Raw genomic sequence first — 26,448 nt, 5'->3', positions numbered from 1 at the left:
TGCATGGCTATCAAGAAAAGACCGGTGTCTCCTCGTCAGAAGATGATCAACTTGATGTACATCGTCTTGTTGGCCATGCTTGCACTCAACATCTCTACGGAGGTGTTGGACGGCTTTTCAATCGTAGAAGACAGCCTGAACCGCACCACGGCCAATGCTTCCGAGGAGAACAGATCGCTCTATCGTGATTTCGAAACTCAGCTGAGGCAGAACCCTGAAAAGGTGAAAGCATGGTTCGAAAAGGCCACGGCCGTGAAGCAGATGAGCGACTCGCTCTTTGAATTTGCACGGCAATTGAAGGTGGCTATCGTCAAGAAAGCCGATGGAGCGCAGGGAAACGTTGAAGACATTGCACACAAAGACAACCTTGATGCAGCCGGCGAAGTGATGCTTGCACCGCTGACCGGAAAAGGGAAACAGCTTTTTTTGCGCATCAATAGCTATCGTGAACGCATCTTGAAACTGGTGGACGACCCCCATCAGAAACGTATCATTGCCGACAATCTCTCCACTGCCGTTCCGCGGAAAGCACGTCTTCAAGGTAAAAACTGGCAGGAATATATGTTCGAGAACATGCCGGTAGCGGCCGCTGTTACATTGCTTTCAAAGCTCCAAAGCGATGTGCGTTATGCCGAAGGTGAGGTACTTCACACGCTGGTTTCCAACATCGACGTGAAGGATATCCGTGTGAATAAGCTCAATGCCTACGTGATTCCTGAGAAAACGGTACTGTATCCGGGCGAACGTTTCAATGCAAACATCGTCATGGCTGCCGTAGACACGACGCTCAGACCACAGATTTTTGTCAACGGTCAGCGGGTCGTGGCACGCGAAGGACGGTATTCTTTCATGGCTCCCGGCGTGGGCGAGCATGCTTTCGGTGGCTATATCATGATGCAGAACCGCAGGGGAGAGGTCGTTCGTCGCGATTTCTTGCAGAAGTATAGCGTGATTCCTGCGCCGACGAGTGCCACGGTTGCCGCCGATATGATGAACGTTTTGTATGCCGGTTACCCCAATCCAATGAGCGTCAGTGTGCCGGGTGTGCCGGCGAATGCAGTCTCCGTGTCGATGAACGGAGGTGCGATGACGGCCAAAGGTGACGGGCATTTTGTTGCCATTCCGGCTGCCGTGGGACGCGATGTGACCATTCGTGTCACGGCACGCGACAAGGGACAGGTGCGTACGTTACCCCCGTTCGTGTTTCATGTGCGCAAGTTGCCCGACCCCACAGCCTATATCGCCCTTGGAACCACGCGCTTCAAGGGTGGTGGTATGAGCAAATCGGCATTGATGGGTGCGACGGGTATTCATGCAGCCATTGATGACGGACTGCTTGATATCCCGTTCCGCGTGCTGAGTTTCGAGACCGTATTCTTTGACAACATGGGAAATGCAGTCCCTGTCGCATCGGCCGGAGCGGATTTCTCTGACCGTCAGCGCGAAACGTTCCGTGGTTTGGCGCGTAACCGACGGTTTTATATCAGTCATGTCAAGGCCGTGGGTCCCGATGGCATAACCCGTACGTTGACAGGTGCCTTGGAAGTAATCGTAAGATAATGGAAATGAAGATGAAAAAACGATATGTAATGCTACTGATGGCAGGTTTTGTGCTGAACGGCATGGCACAATCACCGCTTCGACAGGCTGAGGCGGCTGCCAAGGTGAAGAAGAACAATGCCAATAACCTGACGATGCGGGCACAGCTCATGTTCCCCACGCAGGAAAAAATGGGCGAAGACGTGGTGTGGCGTCGTGATGTCTACCGCGAACTCAACCTCAACGACGATGCCAATGCCGGGCTCTACTATCCTGTGGAGCCTGCAGACGGGCGAATGAATCTGTTTACCTTGATATTCAAACTGATGATGGCCGGACCGAACCGTGGCGGTATCAACGTCTATCAATATCAACTTGACGGTAACGAGCGGTTCACCGACGATGCGAAACTGAAGCCGTTGACCTTCCTCGACGACCATCATATCTTCTATGAGCGCACCGATCGTGGTGTGCATATCAACAACAGCGACATACCTTCGGCAGAAGTGAAGGGCTATTACCTGAAGGAAAGTTCGTATTTCGACCAATCCACGGCGACATTCCACACCAAGGTGCTTGCCTTGTGCCCGATTATGGAGCGCGAAGACGAGTTCGGCAATGGCGCAACGAAGTATCCGCTATTCTGGGTGAGGTATGATGACATTGTTTCGGCACTTGCCAAGCAAACCGTGATGACCAGTAATGTGAATAATGCGGCCGTGATGAGTCTTGACGACTATTTTACGATGAACCTGTATAAAGGGAAAATCTACAAAACGACCAATATGCAGGGCAAGACGCTGGCACAATATTGCAATACCGACAGTGCGCTGAACAAGGAACAGCGTCGCATCGAAAGCGAGATAGCCTCGTTTGAGAAGAACATTTGGGGCGACCAAGCACGCAAGGACTCGCTCGACAGCATCTCAAGACTTGACCGCAAGCAACTTAAGACCGTGCGTGCCAAGGGTCAACGCGCAGCAACAAGTCTGCGTCGCAGTCGTCGTTCGACCTCAGGAAACAGTGCGCCGGCAGCAGGTCCGGCCCGTGTCACCGTGCGTCGGCAGCGTCATTGAAGCGTGACAACGTTTAACCATTAATCATAAAAGCGTATGAAAAAATCATTGGTCTTATTGGCTATCGCCATGATATTCGCAACAGCGTCACAGGCGCAGTTGAAGTTTGGTTTGAAGGGCGGCCTCAATGTTACCAACCTCTCGCTCAAAGATTTCACACATGACCGAAGCAACCAGTGTGGTTTCTTTGCCGGCCCCACAGTGAAGTTTACTTTCCCGGCCATCGGCTTAGGCTTTGACGTTGCAGCCCTTTACGATCAGCGGCAAGCTAAGATTAAGGGCACGGAAGACGACCTGAAACAGCGTCAGATGATAGTTCCCGTAAACACTCGTTATAGCTTCGGTTTGGGCGATGCCGCCAGTATCTTCTTCTTTGCAGGTCCGCAGTTCGGTTTCAATATCGGCGATAAGGACCAGCCGATAGGTGTCATGGCAGATGGCCGCTATGAGAATGTTGGCGAATGGCGGTTGAAGTCGTCCAACTTCAGCGTGAACCTCGGTTTCGGTGTAATGCTGTTCCACCATCTTCAAGTGAGTGCTAACTATAATATTGCCTGCGGAAAGACCGGAGAGTTGAAGTTCGGTGAAGCTGCCGGCACCGTTTGGAATGCCTTGCAAGGCAACAGCTATGAAGGACGTGCCAATGCTTGGCAGGTTGGTTTGGCTTATTATTTTTGATGAACGGCTGAAAAATAGTTGACAGGACGTCTTTGTCAGGGGCGACAGGACAACAGATACTTTCCTTTGGTTGAATACCTTATGAGCGTATTTGTTGCCTTGTCGCCCCTTGTTTTATTTGGATTGTTATTTTTTTTGATAAAAAAAGTCTATTTTCTTGTACCCTAAAAAAATAAACACTATATTTACATGGTAAAAACAAATTGAGTATATTATCCATGAAAACAAATATCACTGAAATAAAATAGTAAGGTTGGTTATGAGATTCAAGATTACATTTCATATAGACCGCAGTCTGGGCGATTGTTTACCAATAAACTATCAGTATGAACAGTCTGCAGTCATATATAAGATATTGTCGAATGCTGATAAAGCTTATTCGGCGTGGTTGCATGATAATGGCTTTCAGCTTGATAATGGAAAGCATTTCAAGTTGTTCTGTTATTCGCGTTTCCAGTTTGAAAAATACCGGATCATGCCCAAGGTGGGTTGTATCAACATCATCGGCGATAAAGTGGAGTGGTTTGTCAGCTTCCTTCCGGAGAAAAGCACGGCTGAGTTTGTCCGTGGTTTGTTTGCCAATCAGCATGTCGTGATTGGGAATAAGGATTATCGGGTAGCCTTGGATGTGGTCAGCATTGAGGCTTTATCTTCTGTTCCTTTAGAAGAGGCAATGACTTTCCGTGTAAACTCTTCTATCTGTATTCGGGAGAAGAAGGATGATCGGGTACAATATCTCTCTCCTTTAGACAATCATTATAAGGAGGGCTTGTTGAAGGGACTCCTTGCACGTTATGAATCGTTTTATGGCTGCCCTTTTATGGGAGATATCTCTTCGTTTGGATTTGAGTTGCTGACTCATAAGCCGAAGTCTGTTCTTATTACAATTAAGGCTGACACTCCTGAGCAAACTCGCGTTCGTGGCTATCGCTATGATTTCCGCTTGAAGGCTCCGATAGAATTGATGAAGATAGCCTATGAGGGAGGTTTGGGCGAATTGTGTTCTCAAGGTTTTGGATTTATAGAAATGATGTAAATGTGTATGCAAGCAAATTTAGATTTATCTGTTTTAAGTGAACTTCCTAAGTTAACAGAGAAAGTAACTTTGGGAATTCAACCATTGGCACCTTTATCAATGGTGAGTGAGATGCCTGGATCATATTATAAGAGTATGAGGTTTCCTAATCAAAAAATGATTTGTGGCTTATTTGAAAATATGTTAGGTTGGCATATAGATCTCCCTTTGAGGATATCTATTTTCAAAGCTTATAAATCGATCCGAGAAACGCAAGGACTTGAAACAGTTAATTACGTGTCAGGTTCAACATATCTTCCTCTTCTTATGGATTATTTTTCAATAGTTGAAAAACCAAGAATCAAGTTGCAGCGCTATTGTATTTATAAGGATCTGTGGAGTAGAAATTATAGACGGGAAAATGCTTTTGTTCATTTGGATGGCAGTCGGAATTTAGATATTAATATTATAACGGAGAAAAATAATTTGTATGAAGATTTGCTGTATAAAATTAAGAATAAGGAGTTGGATAAGTTGGGAGCAAATAGTAAAAAGGAAGCCTGGATAAAAAAGCATATGGGTGGAATTCCTTTTTTCTATACAACTCCCACTTCTCGTGAATTCATAGTCATGGAGGGTTCCTTTGAATTTTCGTTATTGATTGATAATCGTTTGCTTGGATTATTGCATGACCATCTGAGTTGTAATAATATTGGATATCTTGGCACAAGTGAAGGTTGGGTAAATATAACATTAGAATGAATATGAAACATCCATACATTAAATATGCACAAGCACTTCTTATTGAAGAGAATAACCTTGAAAGCATAGAGGATATTACGCATAATCATATCAAGCAAGAATTGGCAAAAGGTTTGGATACTTTTAGCTTGAAACCGATTAAAGATTTTGTCGGTAAGGAAAAGGTAAAGTACTCTTTCGTGAGTGAAAAGAATGATGCAAAACACTTTGTCTACTTGTCTCCAAATATCATCTCAACAGAGATGAAAGCCTCAAATATATATAAATTTCTTAGAAAGGATATAGATGAAGACTTACAAAAATCTTGTAAAGTTTCACAATCTGCTATGCCTATAGTAGGAGAGTACTGTACTTTTTCTAATAAAGGAATAGTAGGACGGGGAAAACCAACTTCAACGATTTATGAAGAATGTCTTGCTGCAATAACAACTGTAACTACTTTGAAACCATGCTTGCAATCTGGGAAAGAGAATGTGTGCATCATTCCTGATTTGGAAGTAGAAAATCTGATAGATTTTATCAAGCTTTTCAAAAGGATTTCTTTGGTGAATTCTGAATCAGACTTAATGGAAGGAGTTGTTGTTAAGACTTCTAAAAGGGAGAAAAGAAAAGATATTTATATCCCTAAGCGTCCTAAAATCTTTAGGGGAAATTTTCCTAATGCTCCTCGGAGTCCTGCTTTATGTAGCGTAGCTCTTTTAGGAACTATAGGGGAGATGGTAAAAATAGTGATACCTCTTTGTTGGCAAAGCGAGTTATTAAATGCTTGGAGAATACTGATATCTATACTGTGAGCTATGGTAATGCTTCTGTATTCACCTATAATCATTATATAATACAGTTGGCAAGTAAAGGAAGTCTACGAAAGATTGTAGATAGTATTTATTGGTGTAATCTGTATAAGTATGTTGATAGAGAGAAGTATAATCCTAATGAAGACGTAGAAAAAACGAAAGACTATGAAGTGTTCGATTTATTTGCAGGAAGATTTCTTCAGTTATTTAATAGACCAGCCTTCAAGGATTTTCTCTCTTTTAGAGCAGAGTATCCAGCGGATTTAAAGTTATTATTAATGACATATTTTGAAAATATGGAAAAGATAGATGCTAAAGTTGTAGTTTCAGCGAAGGAATTAGGTTCCTGGTTGAATGGTGTAGCGTATAGAGCTGCAAAAAAATGTTGAGAGAAGAAGGGAAATCTAGTGATGAAGAGTTGCGAAAGACAAAAGCTAAATTCCTTGTAGAGCTGGAAAGTTCTGCTTTTGCAGCTAAAAGCGGAGATGCATTGGTTGCTCAAGTAATAACGCGAGCGGGGCGCTTGTCTGGTTCTGATGCACCTTCTGAAGCCTCTTTATTTATGGAACAGGCAATAAGTGGAGAACTTGAGTTGAGTAAGGCTAAAAACTTATTGATTTCTTTTTCAAGGTTGCGGAAAGAGAAAGAGCAAGATATACAGCGAATTGTAGAAGATACAGAGCAGAATAATGAGTCTATAGAAAATGATTATTCAAATATTTAAATTAATATAATTGTTATGGTTATAAAAGGAATTTTAGTGTCATCTTTGGCTCCATTTGAGAACCATATGGCAAACAATGGTGAAAAGTTATTGGGGAATGCTTCTTCTATAAAGAGAAGGCCCGATGGATGTGTTTATATTTCGGGGCAAATGCAACGCCATGTATTATTTACAGCTATGGCTCGTCTTAATGAAGCTGATCCTAATAAAGGTAAAACTTTTGTGTCTAATGGAGACGGAGTTACCAATAAGATAGAAAGCGATTTAAGAGCAGATATGGGTGGATTTATGCATCCATCTAAAGGAGATTATTCAGGCCGTAGGACGGCTCCTCTTTCTGTTACGCCGGCAATTGCAATGTCTGAAAGTGAGGTTGGAAGGGATTTATTGGTTAGATTAAAAATTGATACTAATAGTGAATCAAAAGAGCAGGCATTGGCTACGAGAGAATTTAGCCAATATGATTTAATGAAGATGAATTTTTTCTTAGATGTAGCATCTTTGAGTATTCATAAGGGCTTTGTTTACGAAAATGGATTTAATGTTGCAGATACCTATTCTAAACATGCTTCAGAGGTAGAAAGGAAACGTAGGGCAAAATTATTTCTACAAGCAACTCAGTTTATGAACGATTATTCTAATCAAGCTAGAAATGCTGTATGTGGTGAACCTCAGCAAGTTCTTATTGTATTTGATACTATATTGAGTCGTAAAGCTTGTCGTTTTTATGAGGCAGATGCTATTGAGCGTAAGAATATTATTGAAGAGTTAGAAACCCGTGGAGCAAGATATTTTCTTGGAGATGATAAAACAGAGAATAGTGTCAGAATAGCATATGAGTCAGCGCTTACTTTTCTTGATAATAACGAATTGTTTACTTTTAATTCGGATGATTCTATTGTAAGGTCTTTTGAAGAGGTATATTTGAAAGAGAAGTCCAAGAAGAAAGAGAAAATAGACGGGCAATCTACATTATTCGAAGAATGAATATTCTGAAGAAGAATATATTAGCAAAGCCTTCTGGTATCACATTGGAACAACATATATCCGATGTGATCCAGGAAGCTATGATGATTTGTGACAGTTTTCCTGCTACTTGTGAAAAATACCAAAAGATAGTAGGGAAAGATTTTCGAAAACGTTTAGAAATTTCAGCTTTATACCATGATATTGGAAAGAAGGATATAAAATGGCAAACAGCATGCCAAGCTGATTATGTAGATTATTGTCAATGGAGGAGAAAACATTCAGAGGCTACTGCCAGAGAGATTGTTGATTTTTTATTTTATGAAGGGGGAAGATATATTAGAAAATGTGGTGTTAGACATGAACTGATTTCTGTGAGAAAGACAATGCAACATATTCCAATGTCAGTTAGTGTCGCAATAGCTTCACATCATTCAAAATTAGGGATGTCTTTCAAAGAACGCTGGATACAAGAAGGGCATAAGGATATATGGAATAAGATAGAGTGTATTGCTAATGAAGTTATTGAAAGTGAGGATTTGGGGTATATTGCGGCTCGTGCCTATGAGTATGACGGTGTAAGGGGGGTGTTACAATGGGCAGACCATCGTGCAAGTGCAAAAGAAGATGGAGAGACTCTACCTAAAATCACAGCTTTTAACTATGTATTCCCTTTTTCAGAGAAAAGGGGAATACAAAAGTTGGTAGAGGAACATTGGAAAGAAAATCTTCTTTTAGTTCGTGCTCCAACAGGAGCTGGTAAAACGGATGCTTCTTTATTATGGGCTCTTAAGCAAATTGAAAATAATAGAGCCGATAGGCTGATAATAGCAATGCCGACAAGATTTACATCTAATGCATTAGCTGTTAACGTTTCGAAAACATTGTCCTCAACAGGGCTATACCATTCAAGTGCGTGGTTTGCTAAATATAATAATAAGGTGGAGAATGGGACAAGTAGTCTCTCTTATGCATTAAAGGAATTAGATATGGCACGATTATTGGAAACTTCGATAACAGTATGCACAATAGATCATCTTTTAATGTCATTAACTTTAACGAGAGAAGATCACCATCTCAGTAATTTTAATATGGCAAATTCGTGCTTGGTTATTGATGAAGCTGACTTCTATGATGATTTTACACAAGCAAATATACACTTCTTACTTAAAATCTTAAATTATTGGCATGTTCCAGTTCTAATAATGAGTGCCTCCCTACCTGAATCTGCAATAAAATCTTATGAAAAGACAGGGTATCATGTGACAGAGATTTTGGAAGAAAAGTCTGATTATAATCGGACTCGTTTTTCTATAGAGAAGATATTTAATTATGGTGTCTTGTCTGATTTAGACAAGGTTATTGGAAAGGCAATAGAAAGAGGTAATGCTATTTTTTATATGAATACTGTCGATAGTGCGGTAAAGCTATATAGGTATATTATAAAGAAGATTGAGGTTAGTGAGAATAAATTACCCATATTAATTTATCATAGTAGATTTACAGAGCTTGATAAATTGAAAAAAGAGGACGAGCTTCTTTGTGCATTAGGTAAAGATGCTTGGGAGCATGGAAAAGCAGAAGGAATTGCAATCTTAACTCAAATAGGAGAAATGAGTATTAATATCAGTGCAGATATCATGGTATCAGAAGTATGTCCTATTGATAGACTTATTCAGCGCGTTGGTAGATTATGTCGATTTGATGTGAGAAAAAAAGGCCAACTATATGTTATTTGTCCTCAGAAGAGGGGGTATCTCTATCCTGCCCCTTATGGGAACTATGATAGTAAAGAGAAAAGATGGAAGAGTTGCTCTGCATTAGATAAAACGATTTCTTTATTAAATATAGGAGAGTACAGCATAAATGTATTGATTAATATATTAAATAGCATTTATAATGATAAGCAGTTCTTTAGTATAAAAGCTTGTAATAATGCTAAGAATCTTCGTTCTTATTTTATTTATAATTGGTTGATAAATCCTAAAGAGAAAACGGATAAAGCAGATATTGATACGATCTTTTGGAAAAGTCGTGATATAGGAGCGCAGTTTCCTGTTTTTATAAAGGGGCCCTCATGTCTAAGTTTTAGAAATTATTCTTCGTTTTATAAATATAAATTAGAATATGCTATAGAACTCCCTCTATATCTCGTAGAGAAAGGAAGAAGACTTCATCGTATAGATATTAAAACAATTAAGGTAGGTGATTTGCATGTTGAAAGTATAGATATATTAAGGGAGGGTTTTTATTTAGAAGATGTAGGAGTAAATTTAATAGAGGAGGAAGGAGATATTTTTCTATGATTGTTACCGGAACTCATTTTAATTATTATCAGTTTTGTAGGCGAAAGTTGTGGCTGTTTGCTAATAGCATAAACATGGAACATAATTCGGACTTGGTGTATGAAGGCAAACTGGTACATGAAGATAGTTATCCGCAGCGCTCGGTGAAGTATGAAGAAGTTGCGATAGATGGCATAAAAGTAGATTACTATGATGCTCGGAATAAAGTTATTCATGAGATTAAAAAATCTAATAAGGTTGCTAAGGCGCATGAATGGCAGCTGAAATACTATATGTATGTTTTCGAACAGCATGGTATTAATGGGGTGAAAGGAATATTGGAATATCCTGAGCTTAGAAAGACATCGGAAGTCGTATTGACAGATGTGGATCGCGAAAATATTGCTTTAATTCAGCAAGATATCTGTAATATTATAGAACAGGATTTATGCCCTCCTATAGTGAAGAAAGGTCTATGTAAGAATTGTAGCTATTTTGAGTTCTGTTATTCAAATGAGATGGAGGAAGATTTATGAAAAGGAGTTTCTATTTGTTTAATCCGGGATTGATGGAGCGTAAAGACAATACATTGAAGTTTACGCCTATTAGCATAGATGAACAAGGAAATGAAACGAAGCAACCATCTCGTTTTATTCCGATAGAGGATGTTGCTGAATTATATGCTTTTGGTAGTTTGAAAGCGAATAGTTCTCTATATAATTTTCTGGGGCAACGCGATGTGCCTGTTCATTTCTTCGATTATTATGAGAATTATACAGGGAGTTTCATGCCTCGTGCAGGACTGCTTTCGGGAAAGGCTTTGTTAGCACAGGCAAAAACATATCAAAGTTCGAAAAAACGGGTAGAGCTGGCAAGAAAGTTCATTCAAGGTGCGGCATGGAATATGGTGATGAATTTGAACTATTATAATAGGAGAGGAAAAGAACTTGAAGGGCAGATTGCCGAAATGAAAGAATTTGCACAAACTCTTTCTGAAGCGAAAACTGTTGAAGAAGTGATGGGAATAGAAGGGAATATTCGTAGAATTTATTATTCTACTTTTGATATCGTACTTGATGATTTTAAGTTTGGCAGTCGCACGAAGCAACCTCCAGAGAATGAAGTTAATGCTTTAGTTTCTTTTGGTAATATGATGTGCTATACAGAAACGCTGCGCGCAATTCATCAAACACAACTGAACCCTACGATTAGTTTTCTGCATAAGCCGGGAGAACGCCGTTATTCTTTATGTTTGGACATATCTGAAATCTTCAAACCGATTATAGTTGATCGGGTCATATTCAAAGTACTCAATAAACGTGCGCTTCAAAAGAGTCATTTTGATAGGAAATTGAATCGTTGCCTTCTAAATGATAAAGGGAAAAAGATTTTTGTTGCAGCCATGGAGGAACGTTATAATGAAACATTCCGTCATCGTTCCTTGGGGCGTAATGTGAGTTATCGCCATCTGATAAAACTTGAGTGTTATAAGCTCTTGAAAGATATACTCGGGATAGAAGAATATGAACCTTTTAAGATGTATTGGTAATTGTATGTGTGTTATCCTGATTTATGATGTGGCAGAGAAGCGTGTTAGTAAAATGCTGAAATTGTGTCGGCAATATCTTTGTTGGATACAGAATTCTGTGTTTGAAGGCGAACTGTCAGAAGTTAAACTACGAGAGTTGCAATATAAGATAGGAAACTTAATTGATAAAAAAGAGGATAGTGTGATAATATTCTCCAATAAAATGGGTTATCATATGAGTAAGGATATTCTTGGCAAGGAGCGGATGTCAACAGAGAACTTTCTGTAAAGTTGTCGATGTGGTAATAAGATTATTTATAGTGTCTTCTAATATAATAGAGTCGCTCTTTGACTTCTTGAAACATATTACAGCAAAAGATATGTCGAAGCCCAACGGAAAATGTATTTTTAGGTATCGACATTTTTTGCTCTTTTTTTAGTACCTTTGTATCGTAGTAAACGGTTTATATATCGACCTTCTCATTTTCTAGAATGATGGGTTCTAATTGTACCTTAGTGGAATTGAAATATCTGATAATGTGTAGCGTACCACGCAAAGTCAAGGTTCTAATTGTACCTTAGTGGAATTGAAATAACTGTTGTAGCAACCGTATCTGCCTGCAAATAAGTTCTAATTGTACCTTAGTGGAATTGAAATTTGAGCAAGTCGAAAGCAGTTCCCGCGCCGTCGGGTTCTAATTGTACCTTAGTGGAATTGAAATAACGACTTATACCCGATAGCTGGGCCTTTAGAAGCGTTCTAATTGTACCTTAGTGGAATTGAAATACACGCAAATTGATATTCTTATTACGATAACCGGGTTCTAATTGTACCTTAGTGGAATTGAAATAAATAATCCGAATAACTGCATAAAGGTACGTGAGTTCTAATTGTACCTTAGTGGAATTGAAATGATTTAATATTTGGTGAATATATTACTGGTAAAGAGTTCTAATTGTACCTTAGTGGAATTGAAATAAAGTATCGGCATCGTCATATTGTGATATCTTAAGTTCTAATTGTACCTTAGTGGAATTGAAATTTAGTTAAAACAGGATTCAATTTTTCAAAACTATGTTCTAATTGTACCTTAGTGGAATTGAAATATACTAAGGACAGATATAACTTTTCAGAATTAGCTACTGTTCTAATTGTACCTTAGTGGAATTGAAATAAGGAGAAGCGGGAGGCTATGACAGAGGATGAGCGTTCTAATTGTACCTTAGTGGAATTGAAATTAGCTAATGAGAAATTTGAAAATGCGAAAATTGATTGTTCTAATTGTACCTTAGTGGAATTGAAATTTGTAGATATTAAGTGTGCGGGTCGGTTCAAAACGTTCGTTCTAATTGTACCTTAGTGGAATTGAAATCTGGAGTATTAATATACATAGCTTAGGCTTTTATTACGTTCTAATTGTACCTTAGTGGAATTGAAATGAATTTATTAGTAAGGAGGAATATACTAAAGTAAAGTTCTAATTGTACCTTAGTGGAATTGAAATACGCGAACAAATTACGAATTTGAGCAGCAGAAAGAGTTCTAATTGTACCTTAGTGGAATTGAAATTATTGTTTACTCAAAGCGTCCCAATTGAGCAAAGGTTCTAATTGTACCTTAGTGGAATTGAAATGAAATAAAACTATCCCAATAAGAATACAAGTACTTAGTTCTAATTGTACCTTAGTGGAATTGAAACAAATGAATTGCCTCGATAATTAGAAGAAAAATATCGTTCTAATTGTACCTTAGTGGAATTGAAACGAAGTTTTTGAAGCGTCTTCGTAAAAATCTGTCTTCGTTCTAATTGTACCTTAGTGGAATTGAAACAGATGTTATATTTTTGTGTGTAAGTGTGTGTGCGTTCTAATTGTACCTTAGTGGAATTGAAACGGTAAATGCTTAACAGTAGTCTTTCGTTCCTGTGTTATGTTCTAATTGTACCTTAGTGGAATTGAAACATAGCCTCTGCGCATATGTCTTTTTGCTCTTCAGAGGTTCTAATTGTACCTTAGTGGAATTGAAACGTGTCAGAATGTAGTAGACAAATCCAGCGACCTTAGTTCTAATTGTACCTTAGTGGAATTGAAACGACTGATGGACCCGTCCTCTGCAGGATTGAAACCATCGTTCTAATTGTACCTTAGTGGAATTGAAACAAAAGTGGTGTCAGTTCTCATATAATTGTCAAGGGTTCTAATTGTACCTTAGTGGAATTGAAACTCTATTGATGCTGATTTATAGATATGATAGATAAGTTCTAATTGTACCTTAGTGGAATTGAAACACAGTAAAGAGTACATCATTTGCGCAGCTATTAAGAAAGTTCTAATTGTACCTTAGTGGAATTGAAACCACCTATCAGAACCGCACCGGGAACTTGGAGAAGGTTCTAATTGTACCTTAGTGGAACTAAAAATTTCTTTAGTGGAGAAACCAGGCCATTCCTACACCGAGATTTACATATTTAAAAGGCTCGTTAAAGCAGATGTCGTTATACATGTTTAGCTGCAATCGCGGTGTGACGATATAAGAAACGCCCGTTTCACCCATACAGTTGAAGTGGCTTCTATGACCGGGTCTGGCCCAGTCCTCCTGCTTTTCAGAATTGAAGCGATTATAACTTTCTATGAAAAAGCACCACCTATCCGTAGGCTGGAAGTTCAGACCCGGCACCGAAAAATATATCCGGACGATGCGTCTCACTACTCCATTCCACCCCAATATCATAGCCTATACTGAAAAATTCCGTTATATTATTTTCAAACAACAGGTGGGATTGAACGCCGATATGCTTGGGGAGATAATGAGATTGACTGCTTCCGGGAAGGAGAATTGTCCCAAGGAAGGCTGTTTTCGGCAGGCCTTTCGACCCTTCAAACACTTTTATCTTTGTCCCGACAGATGCATTGGATATGCCACCATAGAGCTTCTGAGATGCCAACGTGGCACTCTCATCTAATTGGAAACGCAGTTCTACATTGGTGGTAAGTCCTAAACGAAAGAGCGAAGTGTTGATAGTCCACGTATGTTCATGCGCTCCATTCCTTCGGTTCCACTCATATGAGGAACCTGTCTCCCAATCAATGCTCCATTGTGGCATGATGTCTGGCCCCGTAGTTGCCCCCGGACAATCGGGCGAAAAGGCAATCTCGACTTGTGCATTTGCTGTAACAACAAAGGAGAGTAGGGATAACAAACAAACAATAATTTTACACTTCATTTCTTTTTGTCGACATAATAGCTACAAAACAGCGTCAGTTCCAAATATTGTTAAAGGCCATGAAACCGCTTACAGCAATGACTCATTGTCGTATTTCTCAGCGGTTTATTTGTCAAAATCCAATTTATGTGTTGACAATTGACCTGAGGGATAGTGGATACCCGGCTACAAATATAGTTAAAATAGGATAGAAACAGGTATAAAGCGGCAAAGTTTATATACTGAATCTGCTGTTTTATCTGTTGTTGACGATTGACAATACGTCTTTCCCTTCATTCGGAATGTCGTCAATATCAGTCATATTAGCGCGCGATATCAGTCACTTTACGTGCCAATATCAGCCATTTTACCGCGCAATAAGGCTGATATTGCGTGCAAATATGGCTGATATTACAAACCGGTTGACTATCTGTAGATGTCTTCCTTCTTTAATTCTACAACACGACCATAGCGTTCGAGGGCCTTGCGATCGATAGCTTTCAGGTTGCCGATGATGAAATAGGAACGCGGGGCGGGTTGAACAACGTCGCGATAATAGCTGATGACGGCCTCATCGGTGGTTTGCTTGATGGCCGAAGTGCGAGCTTTGCTGGGGTCTTCCGCATAACCTTTGAGGACAGCTTCAGCCATATAGCTGGGCTGATCTCGGAATGTGGGGCGCGAATTGTTGATGCTGTTGAGTGCCGATTGCCGTGCGTTTTGTAGGTTCCGACGGTCGATAGGCATGTCGTTTTGCAGGCTATCGATAAGCGAAAGCGTGGTGAGCGCCTTGTCGGTTTGCGTGCCTGCCACGGTGAAGTAGCCGATATTGCGGTTTTTCCTTGCCTTAAACGACTGCGTATAAGCGATGCCGCTGCAGGTGTAAACCAGTGACCGAAGGTCGCGAAGTTCGCGGAATAGCACGCTGTTGAGGCCGCCGTTGCTGAAATAACGTTGCCATATCGTGAAGCGTGCTTGCTTTTCTTCGGTGTCAAGCGGCGGTAGAACGGTGTATGTTCCAACGATAGCTTGACGTGCATCGGGCTTGTCATAAAGATAAATCGTGTGTTCGGGCTGCTCTACATTGAAGTCATAGCCCGTGTAATCTTGTCTTTCGATGGGCGAAACAATGGGTTTCAGCATCTCGGCCACGCTGTCTATGGCAAGTCTTCCACTGTAGGTGACGGTCAATTTTCCGTTTTGTGCCGATTTAAAAAGGTCCTCAATATCCTGCACTTCGAGTCTTTTCAGCTCGCTTGTCGGCATGTCTTGCAGGTAAGTGGAGTTCGTTCCGAGGGCGATTTTTTCCAAAACGGCGCTGCGAACCGACTCCATGTCCTTATCAAAAAACTTGTCGCCGAGGCGTGCGTCCTTCTTCATTGTCGTGATAGACGGCCGGTCGGTCTTAGGATTCTTCAGCAAATCGGTGAGCAAGTCTATCGAGGCTGCGAGGTTCTTGTCGAAGCCTGTGAGTTCAATTGTCATGCGGTTGAGCGTGTAGTCACCCTTGAGCGTGGTACCAAGTGCCTGCAATCGGGCCGCAAAAGCTTGTTTTTTGAGTGACGAAGTGCCTAAATAATCAAAGAGATCCGACATCATATGGACGGGCTTTTGCACGTGGATTTGGTACCAAGAGAGCTTGAGTTGGAAGATATCATTACGTGGATTTGGCGTGGCATATAGGTCGGCTTGCGGGGCAAGATGGCGCGTTTCGACGTCCTTTCCAAAGGCAATGAACTGCGGAGAAAGCGTGGGTGTGGCAGTCAATGCCAGCTGTTCAGCATAGGCAGATTGCTTACTTTCGTTATCAGTCTTTACGGGTTTGTAGGGCGGTTTCGCTATTTTATCCTTCTTGTATTTGCCGAATTTCTTGTGAATAAGCAGGTAATGATTGTTGAAATAACGCTGGCAGGCTGCCACAATGTCAGCCTTTTTGAGTTGCGGAATCATGGAGATATGCGCCAAGTATTCGTTCCAATCTATGCCGGCTGCATAGCAACCGGCCATCAATACGATGCGATTACCAATGTTTTCAAGCTGTTGTTCCGTCTCTTTTTGATATTCTGTCTTGGCTGCTTCGAAGCTTTCTGTGGAGAAATCTCCATGTTTCAGCTTGTCAATTTGCTGCCAAAGGAGTCGCTCGGCCTTGCGTTTTGAACCGAAAGGAAGGTTGGGCACGGCCGCTAAACCTAAGAGACCGATCTCGCGGGTCATGAACATATCGGCACCTGCAGCCATGCCGTACATCACATGATGATGTACGGAGAGCGAGTCGATGAGCCCGCTATTGTTACTGTTCGACAGCAATCGCATGGCAATCTGCATGGCGGTGTAGTCGTGATCGCGTGGGGTTGGACCGCGAAACACCAATGCCGAGGCCTTGATCAAAGGAAAAGGAATCTTGATTTTCAGGGTCTTTTCGGGGTTGAAGTCAGCCAAATAGAAGGGCTTTCTCATCGGGTTTTCCCCGCTTCTGATGCGTCCGAATGTCCTTTCCAACAGGGGAATGATGTCCTTCTCCCTGAAGTTTCCACAGAGGATCAACCCCATATTGCCCGCCACATAATACTTTTGATAGAAGGCATCCATATCGGATAAGCGCGGATTCTTGAGGTTTTCAGTGCTTCCGATGACCGGAAATTCGTAGTCACTACCCTTGAACACCATGCTTTGCAGGCGTGCCATGAGTTGCATACCAAAGTTGTCTTCGGCCCGATTCTTCTCTTCATAGACCGTTTCAAGCTCGCCTTGGAAGAGCCGGAACACAGGGTTTATGAAGCGTTCGCTGTTGAGTTGGCACCATTGCTCAATGTATTGTGGAGCACACTCACTGTGATACACGGTTTCATCAAGGTCGGTATAGGCGTTGATGCCCGTGCCGCCGTAGCGCGTGAGCAGCTTCGAAAACTCGTTGGGAATGGCATATTGGGCCGCTTGTTGGTTAAGTTTGTTGATTTCGAGCTGTATGGCCGTGCGCTGTTTCGGGTCGGTGGTCTGTGCCAAACGGTTGTATTGCCGGCTGATGTCGTCGAGCAAAGGTTTTTCTTTGGCGTAGTCGGTTGTCCCGATCAGTTGCGTACCTTTGAACATGATGTGTTCAAAGTAGTGAGCAATGCCTGTATTGGGGCAATCTCGTGCTCCTGCCTTCACAACTACGTAGCCGATGAACTTAGATTCGGTCGTGTCGGGGTTCAACCAAACGGTCATTCCGTTCGAAAGCCGATGAATACTGACCTGTTGTGCCGATGCTTGAAGGAGACCGAACAGGAAGAACAGGAGTGCAATGTGCTTTGTTTTCTTTACCATTATACCATGAATAAAAAGATGATATGAAAGCGTATAGACGCTAAAATTTCTCACTTGCGGGGTAGTCCGTCGGGTGTTACATGCCAACCAACTCGCTTTCGATGCGCTTCAAGCCTTCCATCAACGTGGAACGTGGGCAGGCAAGGTTGATGCGGAGATAGGAATTGCCTGCTTCTCTGCCGTACATCGTGCCGCTGTTGAGCATCACCTTGGCATTTCCGAGCAGCCTTCGGGCGGCTTCGTCGGCCGTAATCGGGATGCGAGAGAGGTTGATCCATGCGAGATAAGTGCCTTCGAGGCGACACACTTCGAGCCGGGGAAGCCGCTCACGGAAGAAGTCTTTGAGGGCAAGATAGTTCTCGTGGATATATTGATTGAGTGCATCAAGCCACTCACCACCGTCGTTATAGGCCGCTTGCAGGGCGATAACGCCGAACGGATTAACGTCACATACTTCGTTGATATTGATGGCCCGGTTGATGCGTCGCCGCCATTCTGCATCGTGACACACGATGTTTGCAATCTGCAGACCAGCAATGTTGAAAGCCTTGGAGGGCGAGTTGAGCACCACACAGTTGTCGCGACAGGCCTCATCAGCGGCCGCAAAGGGTTGGAACGTATGCCCCGGCATGACGAGTTCGCAATGGATTTCGTCGGCAATCACCTTCACATGGTGTTTCAAGCAGATGTCGTTCATGCGTCGGAGTTCGTCTTTTCGCCACACACGGCCTGCCGGATTGTGGGGGTTGCAAAGCAGGAACACCGTGGTTTTCTCTTCACTACAACGGCGTTCAAAGTCGTCGAAGTCTATCACATAGCTGTCTCCTTCGCGTCGAAGTGGGTTCTCTGACACTTCGCAGCCACTGTTCTTAATGGCCGAAAAGAAGCAGTTATAGACCGGAGTCTGCACAAGTACCTTCTCGCCCGGCATGGTTGTGGCCTTCAATGTGCAGGCTATTGCGGGCACAACGCCCGAGGTGTAGAGAATATCCTCGCGTTCGATGTGCCACTGGTGTCGCCTTTTGAACCAGTTGATGATGGCATCATAGTAACTGTCGGGCACGAACGTGTAGCCGAAAATGCCGTGTTCTACGCGCCGTTTCAGCGCATCGATGATGCAAGGGGCGGTCTTGAAGTCCATGTCGGCCACCCACATCGGAATGATGTCTTCGCCTTTCGGCAGGTCCCACTTATAGGAATTGGTGCCGCGGCGCACCACAATCTCGTCGAAATCAAACTGCTTCATAGTTGTTTATTTAGTGGTTTCAATCACACAATCCTTTCCTTTGGCAAACGCATCGTAGGTGATTCTGCCGATTTCGTCGGCCACAATGCGCCCGCTGATGGGGTTCTTTATCTCGGTGATGCGCCCTTTGATGGTGGCATCGATGTTGCGACTGTCTTCGAAAGCACGGTCGCAGGCGGCGTCAAACGTGCAGTCTTCGAGCGTGATACCGTCGAGATAGCACAGCGGTTGCTCGCCGCCGATGTGGCAACGCACTAATTTTACGTTCTTGGAATGCCAAGCCAAGTACTCGCCGTCAAGCACCGAGTCGTACACGGTGACGTTTTCACACTCCCAAAAGCTGTCTTTTGTGGTGATTTTTGCATGGTGAACCTCCACGTTCTTGCAGTATTGGAACACGTATTTTGCGTCGCTCGTGAGGCCGTCCACATAGATATTGCGCGAGAACATAAACGGATAAGTGCCGTCATGCAGGCTGACATGCTTCAGTTTCAGGCCGTCAACTCTCCAGAAAGTCTCGTCAGCATCGTTGATTTTCACATTTTCAAGCGTCAGATTCTTCATCTCTCGGAAGAACTTCGGCCCGTCGATGACCGAGTCTTTCATGGTCATATCACTGCTATACCAAATGGCAGAACGGCTTTCGGGGGCGAAATAGCAATTCGTGATGAGGCTTTTATCAACGTGCCACCACGGATATTTGCCATAGAACTTCGAGTCGTCGCACACTAAGTTCGCGCAACATTTGATGCCCGACTCACCATCGGTGATCGTGATATGCTCCAAGCGGGTGTCCTTGATGCCGAAGAGCGGACGCTCGCCTCCAAAAGATTGATTGCTGATAACTTTCATTTTTAATACCTATTTTGTTTTATTTTCTGTTCGCCTTTGGGCTTTTCGTCGTACCAAAGGGCAAAAATCATACCAATTTATAGTTCGGATTACCATTTCAGATAGCCGTGCTTCTCTTTGTAATACAGCTGAATGGCATTGATAAGGTTCTGCCAAATCACATAGACGCAGGGCGCAATGGCAGCATAGGGATTGAGGAATGAGAGCGTGAGCCATATACCCACCACCGTATTCTTCTGTCCCAAGGCCTGTCCGGCCCCGATGCTATCGCCGTAATAATGGCCGACCAGCTTGCCAACGGAGAACTGAACGACGGCCAATAACAAGGGAATGACGCACAAAGCTACGAGCACCCAGCCTGAAACGGGGGCGCGTACGATGTGCTGCATGGCAAGTCCCATGATGATAGAGAGGTTGAAACTCCAGATGTAAAAAGCGATGTTGCGCTTCGTTTTCAGCCATGCGATGAAGTCGGGCAGGCATTTTCGCGTCAGCAAAGCCAAGCCCAAGGGAACCACCAGCACCGTCAACACGCGCTTGAGCACCAGCCATGCCGCCATGACAAAGGTGATGTCGGCACTCTTTTCCATCAATGGAAAGAACAAAGGAATAATGACCGACGTGAAGCAATTGGCTATCAAGAGATACACCGTCAGCGAGGCAATGCTACCACCGAGCTTCTCTACGATCACGGGGGCAGCTGCAGCCGTCGGACAAATGGCGCAGATAAAGACGCTTTCCCATAGGAGTTTGCCCGTAGAAGTGGTGCAAAGGTTGGCCGCAATGACGCTCGCTGCCGCCAAAAACGTGCGGATTCCCTGAAGAATAAAATGCCATTTGCGCGGCGTAAGGTCGTCCATTCGTATCTTGCAGAACGTGACATAGAGCATCACAAAGAGGTTTACGGGCAGCAAGGCCACGAGTTTCGGCCCCGCAAAGTCGCCGAAAGGCACGAGCACGTCAACGTGTGTGAACACCCAATAGACGATGCTTCCGAAGCCGATGGCGCACAACAGCGTCCAATCTTTGATGAATTTAGCGATACGCATAGTCGATATTCCCTCTGTAAACCACGTGCAAAGTTACGAACTTCCTATTTAACCGATGAAAAGTTCAACGAACTCATCACTTGTAAGTCATGTGCAAAGTTACGAACTTCCCCCGGAATACGTGCCGACCTTCCCCGCTTTCTTGCCTCATTCCATGCAGAAGATTTTCCAAATGAACGACATCGCTTCCCATTATCACCCTTTTTGCCGCACAATATGCCCAATATAGGTATGTAGGGACGCACGGTCCGTGCGTCCGCTCAAGCAGGATAGAAGGCTAAACACGTGTTTATTTGGTTGGACGCACGAGCCGTGCGTCCCTACATGCATTCGCACAGCTTTTCCCATCAATCATTTTACGCATCAATACGGCCAATATAGGTATGTAAGGAAGCACGGTCCGTGCGTCCGCTCAAGCAGGATAGAAGACTAAATACATGTTTATTTGGGCGGACGCACGAGCCGTTCGTCCCTACATGCATTCGTGCAGCTTTTCCCATCAATCATTTTATGCATCAATACGCCCAATATAGGTGTGTAAGGACGTACGGTCCGTGTGTCCGCTCAAGCAGAATAGAAGACTAAATACGTGTTTATTTGGTTGGACGCACGAGCCGTGCGTCCCTACATGCATTCGTGCAGCTTTTCCCATCAATCATTTTACGCATCAATACGGCTGATATAGGTATGTAGGGACGCACGGTCCGTGCGTCCGTTCAAGCAGGATAGAAGACTTAAATACATGTTTGTTTGTGTGGACGTACGAGCCGTGCGTCCCAACATGCATTCAGATTGACAATCAACGACTTGCATCTTGCTTTTCAATCTCACTCATTTTACCGTGTATTCTCAGCCATATTAGACGCTAATCTCAACCATATTACCGCGCAATATGGCTGAGATTGAAAAGTGATATGGAACATATTGGAAGTTACGGGGACAGAAGAAGGGAAACAACATCTAAGAATGGAGTAATTTCTCAATCCATTCGTTGAAGTGTCTGCATTGACTGCGCAGTCTTTCCATGCCCACTTTACCAGTGATGTATGCACCCGTAACGACCTTGTTATAGTGATAGCATCTTTCCGTTCCATCTTCTATAGCCCGGATGATACGCTTGCTTGGTGCAGTGTTTGGCCCGTCGTTCACAAGTTCGGGATTGCCGTTACTGTCTGCAAGCGCTTTGATGAGCTCTTTACATCGTTTCTCACAGCCTGCATATTGGTCGGGCAGATAGTTCAATCCGCATAAGACAAGAGCTTCGAACTCATGCAATTGAATGTACGGGACGAATCTGTTGTCGCCGACTTTCAAGGAATAGGCTGCTTCAAGGGCTGCTACACGCTCGTATTTATCTGCAATACACATGGCTGTTTCATATCCCGGAAAGTCTGAGGGTAATGCATACAAATCGAACATGGTTGTAAAAATGTGGTGTTCATGGGCATTGTCTTTCAAAGAAAGAAGTATATTGAGGTTGTTTTCAGCGTGTTGATAACTCACCATTCCCCCAAGTGCGTTCTTCTTTTTGTTAGTTGTCACGAGAATCCCCTTTACGCTGGTTACATTTTGGGTCATGAGATAAGGCTTGAACACCTTTTCTACAAACCTTAATTCGGTTTGTCCCTCGCATAACACATGTATGATGTGAGTCTTCATACGGGCCTTCCTCCTATAAGGTTCTTGTCCCATATTTCACTTACGGTATATTTTTCCAGCCATAATTTGTAGTCTTCGCTGTTCAATTGCCTCACTACGGTGTGCTCATCTTCCATTTCCACGATTGAGATGTTGTCCAATTCGAAATAATCTACCAAATCTTTGCTTTGTGAGGCAATCAGTATTTGTGTGTGCATGGCTGCATCTTTGATCATTTCGGACAATTGTGAGATGGCATAAGGGTGTAGTCCGAGCTCAGGTTCGTCTAAAATGATGACTCTCGGCATGGTTGTATAGGGCTGAAGCAGCAATGTTGCCAAGGCAATAAAGCGTATCGAACCGTCAGAAAACTGGTATGCATTGAAGCGATAGTCGGTAGCAGAAGTGTCAATCCAGCGTAGTGAGATGGTGTTTCCTGAAGGTTCGAGATAGAAGTCTTCGAATTGTGGTACCACGTCTTGGACATATTGCACGATTCGTTGATAAGCGTTGTGATGGTTCTTTTTGAGGTATAGTAAGAAAGACGGTAGATTATTGCCGTGAGACTGGAGGTAATTGGCCGTTTCGGTGGGGCATGCTTGGCGTAACGGTCCCTCTGTGGAAGAATCGTGAAACTGATAAACCTTACAAAATGACAGTAATTGATAGATTGAACGGGCAGTTTGGTCCTTGCAATCCATCAATGCCGACTCCTTGAAAATGGGTTCAAGTGTTTTATTAAAAGGCTTTTCTACACCTTGTTTATGCCAAGTCACGCGCTCCTCGGTTACAATCAGGCGGTCGGGTGCGGCATTGGCAAGAGAAAACGTGTATGTATCCGCGGAATTACGGTCAGAGAATTCCAGTGTCCCAGACATAACGGGAGTTTGTTTGGCACCATAATGAAGCAAACTACTTGATGTTCCGGCCATTTCTACGTATTTGGCGAACGCTTTGCTCATCATATAGCCGAGCATTTTAAAGAAACTGACAATATTACTTTTGCCTGCACCGTTGGCTCCCAGCAGGATATTCACGTCGTGTAAGGTCAATGTGACAGGATAGTCATAAGCAATGGACTTATAACCTCTGATGGTAACCTTTCTTAACTTGATATCATTACGTCTCATGATTTGTCTTATTTCCTGAATGAATGCATGTGCAAAGTTACGATTTTCTCCCAGAATATGTACCGACCGTCAATGTTTTTCCTGCCATCGGGGCTGAAATCGGGCGGCGCTTTAATTGGAAGCTGTGTCTGAAACGAGCGTAGCTTGATCTCTGCGATAGTCGCTTGGCGTCACGCCACACACGTTCTTGAACGCCCGAACAAAGTTCGGATAGGCATCGAAGCCGCATTGATAGGCCACTTCCGTGAAACTTATTATCATGTCTTTGTCTAACATGTTGCGGGCTTTCTTGATTTTGAGCCGCTGGATATAGGCGGCCGGTGCGTAACCTGTAAGCGCATGAATCTTACGGTGGAACTGTCGGGGACTCATGCACATGCTCGAGGCGAGAAAGGCCACGTCGATTTCTTTGTTTTTATTGAGCTGCAGATAGACGGCCGTCGTCACTTTGATGAGGAAACGCATGTCGGCATCGGTGGTCAGTTCGCTGTCTTGCTCTTCGTTTTCGTTGAGTTCCATCGTTGTTGCAAACTTCTCTTGCAAGAGTTTCCGTCCTGTCAGCAACGCCTCTACCCGTGTTTGCAGTTCTTGGCTGTTGAACGGCTTGGAAAGATAGGCGTCGGCACCGGCTTCTATGCCTTTGATGCGTTCCTCTTCCGTTATTTTTGCCGTCACAATGATAATGGGAATGTGGCTGATAATCTCGTTGGTGCGCACCTGTCGGCACACTTCCAGTCCGTCTATCTCGGGCATCATCAGGTCGGTGATGATGAGGTCGGGCACCAACTCCTGTGCCTTCTGCAGCCCTTCACGACCGTTTGATGCGTAGGACACGGCATATTGGTCGGCAAACTGCCCGCCGATGTAAGCGGCAATGTCTGCATTGTCTTCAATGATCAGCAGCTGGCAGGCGTTTTCCTTGTGTTCGCTCTCTGCGAGCGGTGCTTTGAGTTTCGGAAGAAGCGGTTTGATGGTTTCCGGCGTAGCGGTTGCCTTCCGTTTTACGGTGTTATGGATGGGAATACAGACGTGGAAAGTGGAACCTTTGCCTATTTTGCTCTCTACCGTGATGCTTCCAGCCACGGCATCCACGATTTGTTTGACGAGTGCAAGGCCCACACCGGTCCCGATGTGCTGCATTTCGTTCTTTCCTTGATAGAAAGCCTCAAACACATGAGCGGCCGTTTCCTTGTCCATGCCCTCGCCTGTGTCGGTAATGTCGATGAACAAATGGTCTTTCTCGCGCCACACCGAAACGTCGATCTTGCCGTATTCAGGGGTAAACTTGAAGGCGTTGGAGAGCAGGTTGTTCATCAGCTTGTTTACATAGTGGGGAATGAAGTCCATGACCACGGTTTCCTTGGCAAGAAACTGCAGGTTGATGTTGCGACTGTGGGCATAATCGCGATAAGTTTCGCTCGATGTTCAAGCTTATGTTCTGGATACGGTTCATCTTTTCCATGTCCAGCACGCTGTCTTTCAGGTTTGTGGCCTGTTCATGGGCGTAGAGTGCCGAGCGATGGTCGCCGGTTCGCTTGTAGTGCTTGTAATACAGGGTGTAGATGTCGGCCAGATGTTCTTTCGAAAGAATACGCTCGGCTATCGGTTTCGCCCTGCTGAGATAGTCTAAGGTCTTGGCTTCGTCGTGCATCGCGTTGGATATGCCGGCCAAGGCGATGAGTGTGTTCAGGGCATGCCACTCGTCTTTCGAGTCCTTCATCAGTTGATAAGAGGTTTCATACTCGCTGATGGCCTTGTTATATCGGTGTGCTTTCTCGTAAAGCGAACCGAAATAGTTATGGCAGAGTGCCATTCCAAGCGTGTTGTGCGCCCTTTGGTTGTGCGCCATCGACAGGTGATAGTACACCCAAGCCGAGTCGGTTCTTCCTTGTTGCTCGAAGATTGAACCCAAATTGGCATAGTTGATGGCCTGTCCGATGTCGCTGTTGAGGGCTTGTTCGCCTTTCAATGCCCGGCGTAATAGCTCGGTTGCCCGCTCATGATTGCCCAGAGTCATATAGATGTTGCCCAATCCATTGAGCGAAACCACGCGGTTTTTCCGGGCCGTAAACGAAGTATCGCTGCATTCTTCGCTGAGCATACACGCCTTGGTGTGGTATTCTTGCGCCATGTCGAGCACACCGATGCGCCGGTAATCGGTCCCGATATTGTTCAAAGCCTGCACCCATTCCAACGTGTCGCCGGCCCCTTCGGCCAACCGGAGTCCCTCGCTGTGGAAGCCGATTGCCTCTTCGAAGCGGCTTTCGTTGCGCAGTTCCTTGCCCAGTTCTCTGAGGGCGATGATGTTGCCGAGCTTGTTTCCCGCGCGTTCCTGTTGTTTTTGCAACCGTGTGAGCGCCTCGATGCCATGCGTGGCACGCACGATGCTGTCGGCAACATGCCGTTCTTCGGCCGTGAAACCGGCAGCTTGCTTTTTGCACGAAGCCGCCAACAGGCAAATGAAGAGGAGGAATCCCGATGCAACGAAAGCCTGCCGGAGGCGTTTCTTTTCAAAAATAGGGAAAAACCGATGGAGGAACTGTAAATCAGACGTGTGATGGTTGCAGTGCTTCATGCGTGGCATATTTTAGGGTTGTTTATAGAAAGGGTGACCTCCGTGTGCCGGGTTCGCCGCTTTTCTGTTTGCAAAGATAATG

Annotated in this window: 22 protein-coding genes and 1 CRISPR repeat array; of the genes, 13 read left to right on the top strand and 9 right to left on the bottom strand. The window is 43.8% G+C overall.

Translation table 11 applies throughout. The features are described from left to right. The first annotated feature begins 3 nt into the window (after nucleotides 1-3). The 13 genes from porM to cas2 all read left to right on the top strand — a co-directional run bounded on the left by porM (nucleotide 4) and on the right by cas2 (nucleotide 11,656). Entirely contained in the window at nucleotides 4-1,560 is a 1,557-nt protein-coding gene (porM, locus tag H164_RS0110295) for a type IX secretion system motor protein PorM/GldM (protein ID WP_019968541.1), read from the top strand. 11 nt (nucleotides 1,561-1,571) lie between these two features. Further along, on the top strand, nucleotides 1,572-2,615 hold the full coding sequence (gene porN, locus H164_RS0110290) for a type IX secretion system ring subunit PorN/GldN (RefSeq protein ID WP_036872890.1): 1,044 nt from the start codon (nucleotides 1,572-1,574) through the stop codon (nucleotides 2,613-2,615). 36 nt (nucleotides 2,616-2,651) lie between these two features. Then, on the top strand, nucleotides 2,652-3,293 hold the full coding sequence (locus tag H164_RS0110285; RefSeq protein ID WP_019968539.1) for a porin family protein: 642 nt from the start codon (nucleotides 2,652-2,654) through the stop codon (nucleotides 3,291-3,293). 259 nt (nucleotides 3,294-3,552) lie between these two features. Continuing rightward, nucleotides 3,553-4,329: a CRISPR-associated endoribonuclease Cas6 gene (gene cas6 / locus H164_RS0110280; protein ID WP_019968538.1), complete on the top strand. Its 777-nt coding sequence runs from the start codon at nucleotides 3,553-3,555 to the stop codon at nucleotides 4,327-4,329. 6 nt (nucleotides 4,330-4,335) lie between these two features. After that, the gene (cas5p, locus tag H164_RS0110275) at nucleotides 4,336-5,070 is read left to right on the top strand and encodes a type I-PGING CRISPR-associated protein Cas5p (protein WP_238315205.1); all 735 of its coding nucleotides are present in this window, start codon (nucleotides 4,336-4,338) and stop codon (nucleotides 5,068-5,070) included. 2 nt (nucleotides 5,071-5,072) lie between these two features. After that, on the top strand, nucleotides 5,073-5,864 hold the full coding sequence (locus H164_RS14910) for a hypothetical protein (RefSeq protein WP_154652148.1): 792 nt from the start codon (nucleotides 5,073-5,075) through the stop codon (nucleotides 5,862-5,864). A 47-nt stretch (nucleotides 5,865-5,911) separates the two neighbouring features. Then, nucleotides 5,912-6,253, top strand: a complete 342-nt coding sequence (locus H164_RS14905) for a hypothetical protein (RefSeq protein WP_154652147.1) — start codon at nucleotides 5,912-5,914, stop codon at nucleotides 6,251-6,253. Continuing rightward, nucleotides 6,247-6,588 (top strand): hypothetical protein, encoded by a 342-nt coding sequence (locus H164_RS14900; protein ID WP_019968534.1) that lies wholly within the window; start codon nucleotides 6,247-6,249, stop codon nucleotides 6,586-6,588. Before H164_RS14905 ends, H164_RS14900 begins: the two co-directional genes overlap by 7 nt. A gap of 15 nt (nucleotides 6,589-6,603) precedes the next feature. Further along, complete coding sequence (cas7p, locus tag H164_RS0110265; RefSeq protein WP_019968533.1) at nucleotides 6,604-7,575, top strand: type I-PGING CRISPR-associated protein Cas7/Csp1; 972 nt, start codon at nucleotides 6,604-6,606, stop codon at nucleotides 7,573-7,575. Next, entirely contained in the window at nucleotides 7,572-9,860 is a 2,289-nt protein-coding gene (locus H164_RS0110260; RefSeq protein WP_019968532.1) for a CRISPR-associated helicase/endonuclease Cas3, read from the top strand. The genes cas7p and H164_RS0110260 overlap by 4 nt, the downstream gene beginning before the upstream one ends. Next, nucleotides 9,857-10,375 carry a CRISPR-associated protein Cas4 gene (gene cas4, locus H164_RS0110255; RefSeq protein WP_019968531.1) on the top strand — a complete coding sequence of 173 codons (519 nt, stop codon included), beginning with the start codon at nucleotides 9,857-9,859 and terminating at the stop codon, nucleotides 10,373-10,375. Before H164_RS0110260 ends, cas4 begins: the two co-directional genes overlap by 4 nt. Further along, entirely contained in the window at nucleotides 10,372-11,388 is a 1,017-nt protein-coding gene (gene cas1b, locus H164_RS0110250) for a type I-B CRISPR-associated endonuclease Cas1b (protein WP_019968530.1), read from the top strand. Before cas4 ends, cas1b begins: the two co-directional genes overlap by 4 nt. Before the next feature lie 4 nt (nucleotides 11,389-11,392). Next, a complete protein-coding gene (cas2, locus tag H164_RS0110245) occupies nucleotides 11,393-11,656 on the top strand; it encodes a CRISPR-associated endonuclease Cas2 (RefSeq protein ID WP_019968529.1) in 264 nt (87 codons plus the stop codon). A gap of 210 nt (nucleotides 11,657-11,866) precedes the next feature. After that, nucleotides 11,867-13,787: a CRISPR direct-repeat array (repeat unit 30 nt; unit sequence GTTCTAATTGTACCTTAGTGGAATTGAAAT). Nucleotides 13,788-14,012: 225 nt separating this feature from the next. Here cas2 and H164_RS14540 read toward each other — a convergent pair. From H164_RS14540 to H164_RS16110, 9 genes are all read right to left on the bottom strand, one after another. Further along, on the bottom strand, nucleotides 14,013-14,591 hold the full coding sequence (locus H164_RS14540) for a transporter (RefSeq protein ID WP_248616199.1): 579 nt from the start codon (nucleotides 14,589-14,591) through the stop codon (nucleotides 14,013-14,015). A gap of 405 nt (nucleotides 14,592-14,996) precedes the next feature. Then, nucleotides 14,997-17,876 (bottom strand): M16 family metallopeptidase, encoded by a 2,880-nt coding sequence (locus H164_RS0110235; protein ID WP_019968528.1) that lies wholly within the window; start codon nucleotides 17,874-17,876, stop codon nucleotides 14,997-14,999. Between the two features lie 76 nt (nucleotides 17,877-17,952). After that, nucleotides 17,953-19,122 (bottom strand): MalY/PatB family protein, encoded by a 1,170-nt coding sequence (locus H164_RS0110230; RefSeq protein WP_019968527.1) that lies wholly within the window; start codon nucleotides 19,120-19,122, stop codon nucleotides 17,953-17,955. Between the two features lie 6 nt (nucleotides 19,123-19,128). Further along, a complete protein-coding gene (locus tag H164_RS0110225) occupies nucleotides 19,129-19,974 on the bottom strand; it encodes a DUF3737 family protein (RefSeq protein WP_019968526.1) in 846 nt (281 codons plus the stop codon). Between the two features lie 89 nt (nucleotides 19,975-20,063). Further along, the gene (locus H164_RS0110220; protein WP_019968525.1) at nucleotides 20,064-21,023 is read right to left on the bottom strand and encodes a transporter; all 960 of its coding nucleotides are present in this window, start codon (nucleotides 21,021-21,023) and stop codon (nucleotides 20,064-20,066) included. Between the two features lie 960 nt (nucleotides 21,024-21,983). After that, nucleotides 21,984-22,682: a DUF4276 family protein gene (locus H164_RS0110215; RefSeq protein ID WP_019968524.1), complete on the bottom strand. Its 699-nt coding sequence runs from the start codon at nucleotides 22,680-22,682 to the stop codon at nucleotides 21,984-21,986. Continuing rightward, nucleotides 22,679-23,791, bottom strand: coding sequence for an AAA family ATPase (locus tag H164_RS0110210; protein WP_019968523.1), 1,113 nt, complete (start codon nucleotides 23,789-23,791; stop codon nucleotides 22,679-22,681). The genes H164_RS0110215 and H164_RS0110210 overlap by 4 nt, the downstream gene beginning before the upstream one ends. A 111-nt stretch (nucleotides 23,792-23,902) precedes the next feature. Continuing rightward, the gene (locus H164_RS16115; protein WP_081622288.1) at nucleotides 23,903-25,138 is read right to left on the bottom strand and encodes a hybrid sensor histidine kinase/response regulator transcription factor; all 1,236 of its coding nucleotides are present in this window, start codon (nucleotides 25,136-25,138) and stop codon (nucleotides 23,903-23,905) included. Next, nucleotides 25,065-26,366: a tetratricopeptide repeat protein gene (locus tag H164_RS16110; RefSeq protein WP_320055093.1), complete on the bottom strand. Its 1,302-nt coding sequence runs from the start codon at nucleotides 26,364-26,366 to the stop codon at nucleotides 25,065-25,067. Before H164_RS16110 ends, H164_RS16115 begins: the two co-directional genes overlap by 74 nt. Nucleotides 26,367-26,448 lie beyond the last annotated feature (82 nt).

The sequence above is a fragment of the Segatella maculosa DSM 19339 = JCM 15638 genome, from assembly GCF_000382385.1.
Taxonomy (GTDB): Bacteria; Bacteroidota; Bacteroidia; order Bacteroidales; family Bacteroidaceae; genus Prevotella; species Prevotella maculosa.
Note: the sequence above shows the minus strand (reverse complement) of the source record. Positions and strands in the feature narration are given on the sequence as shown.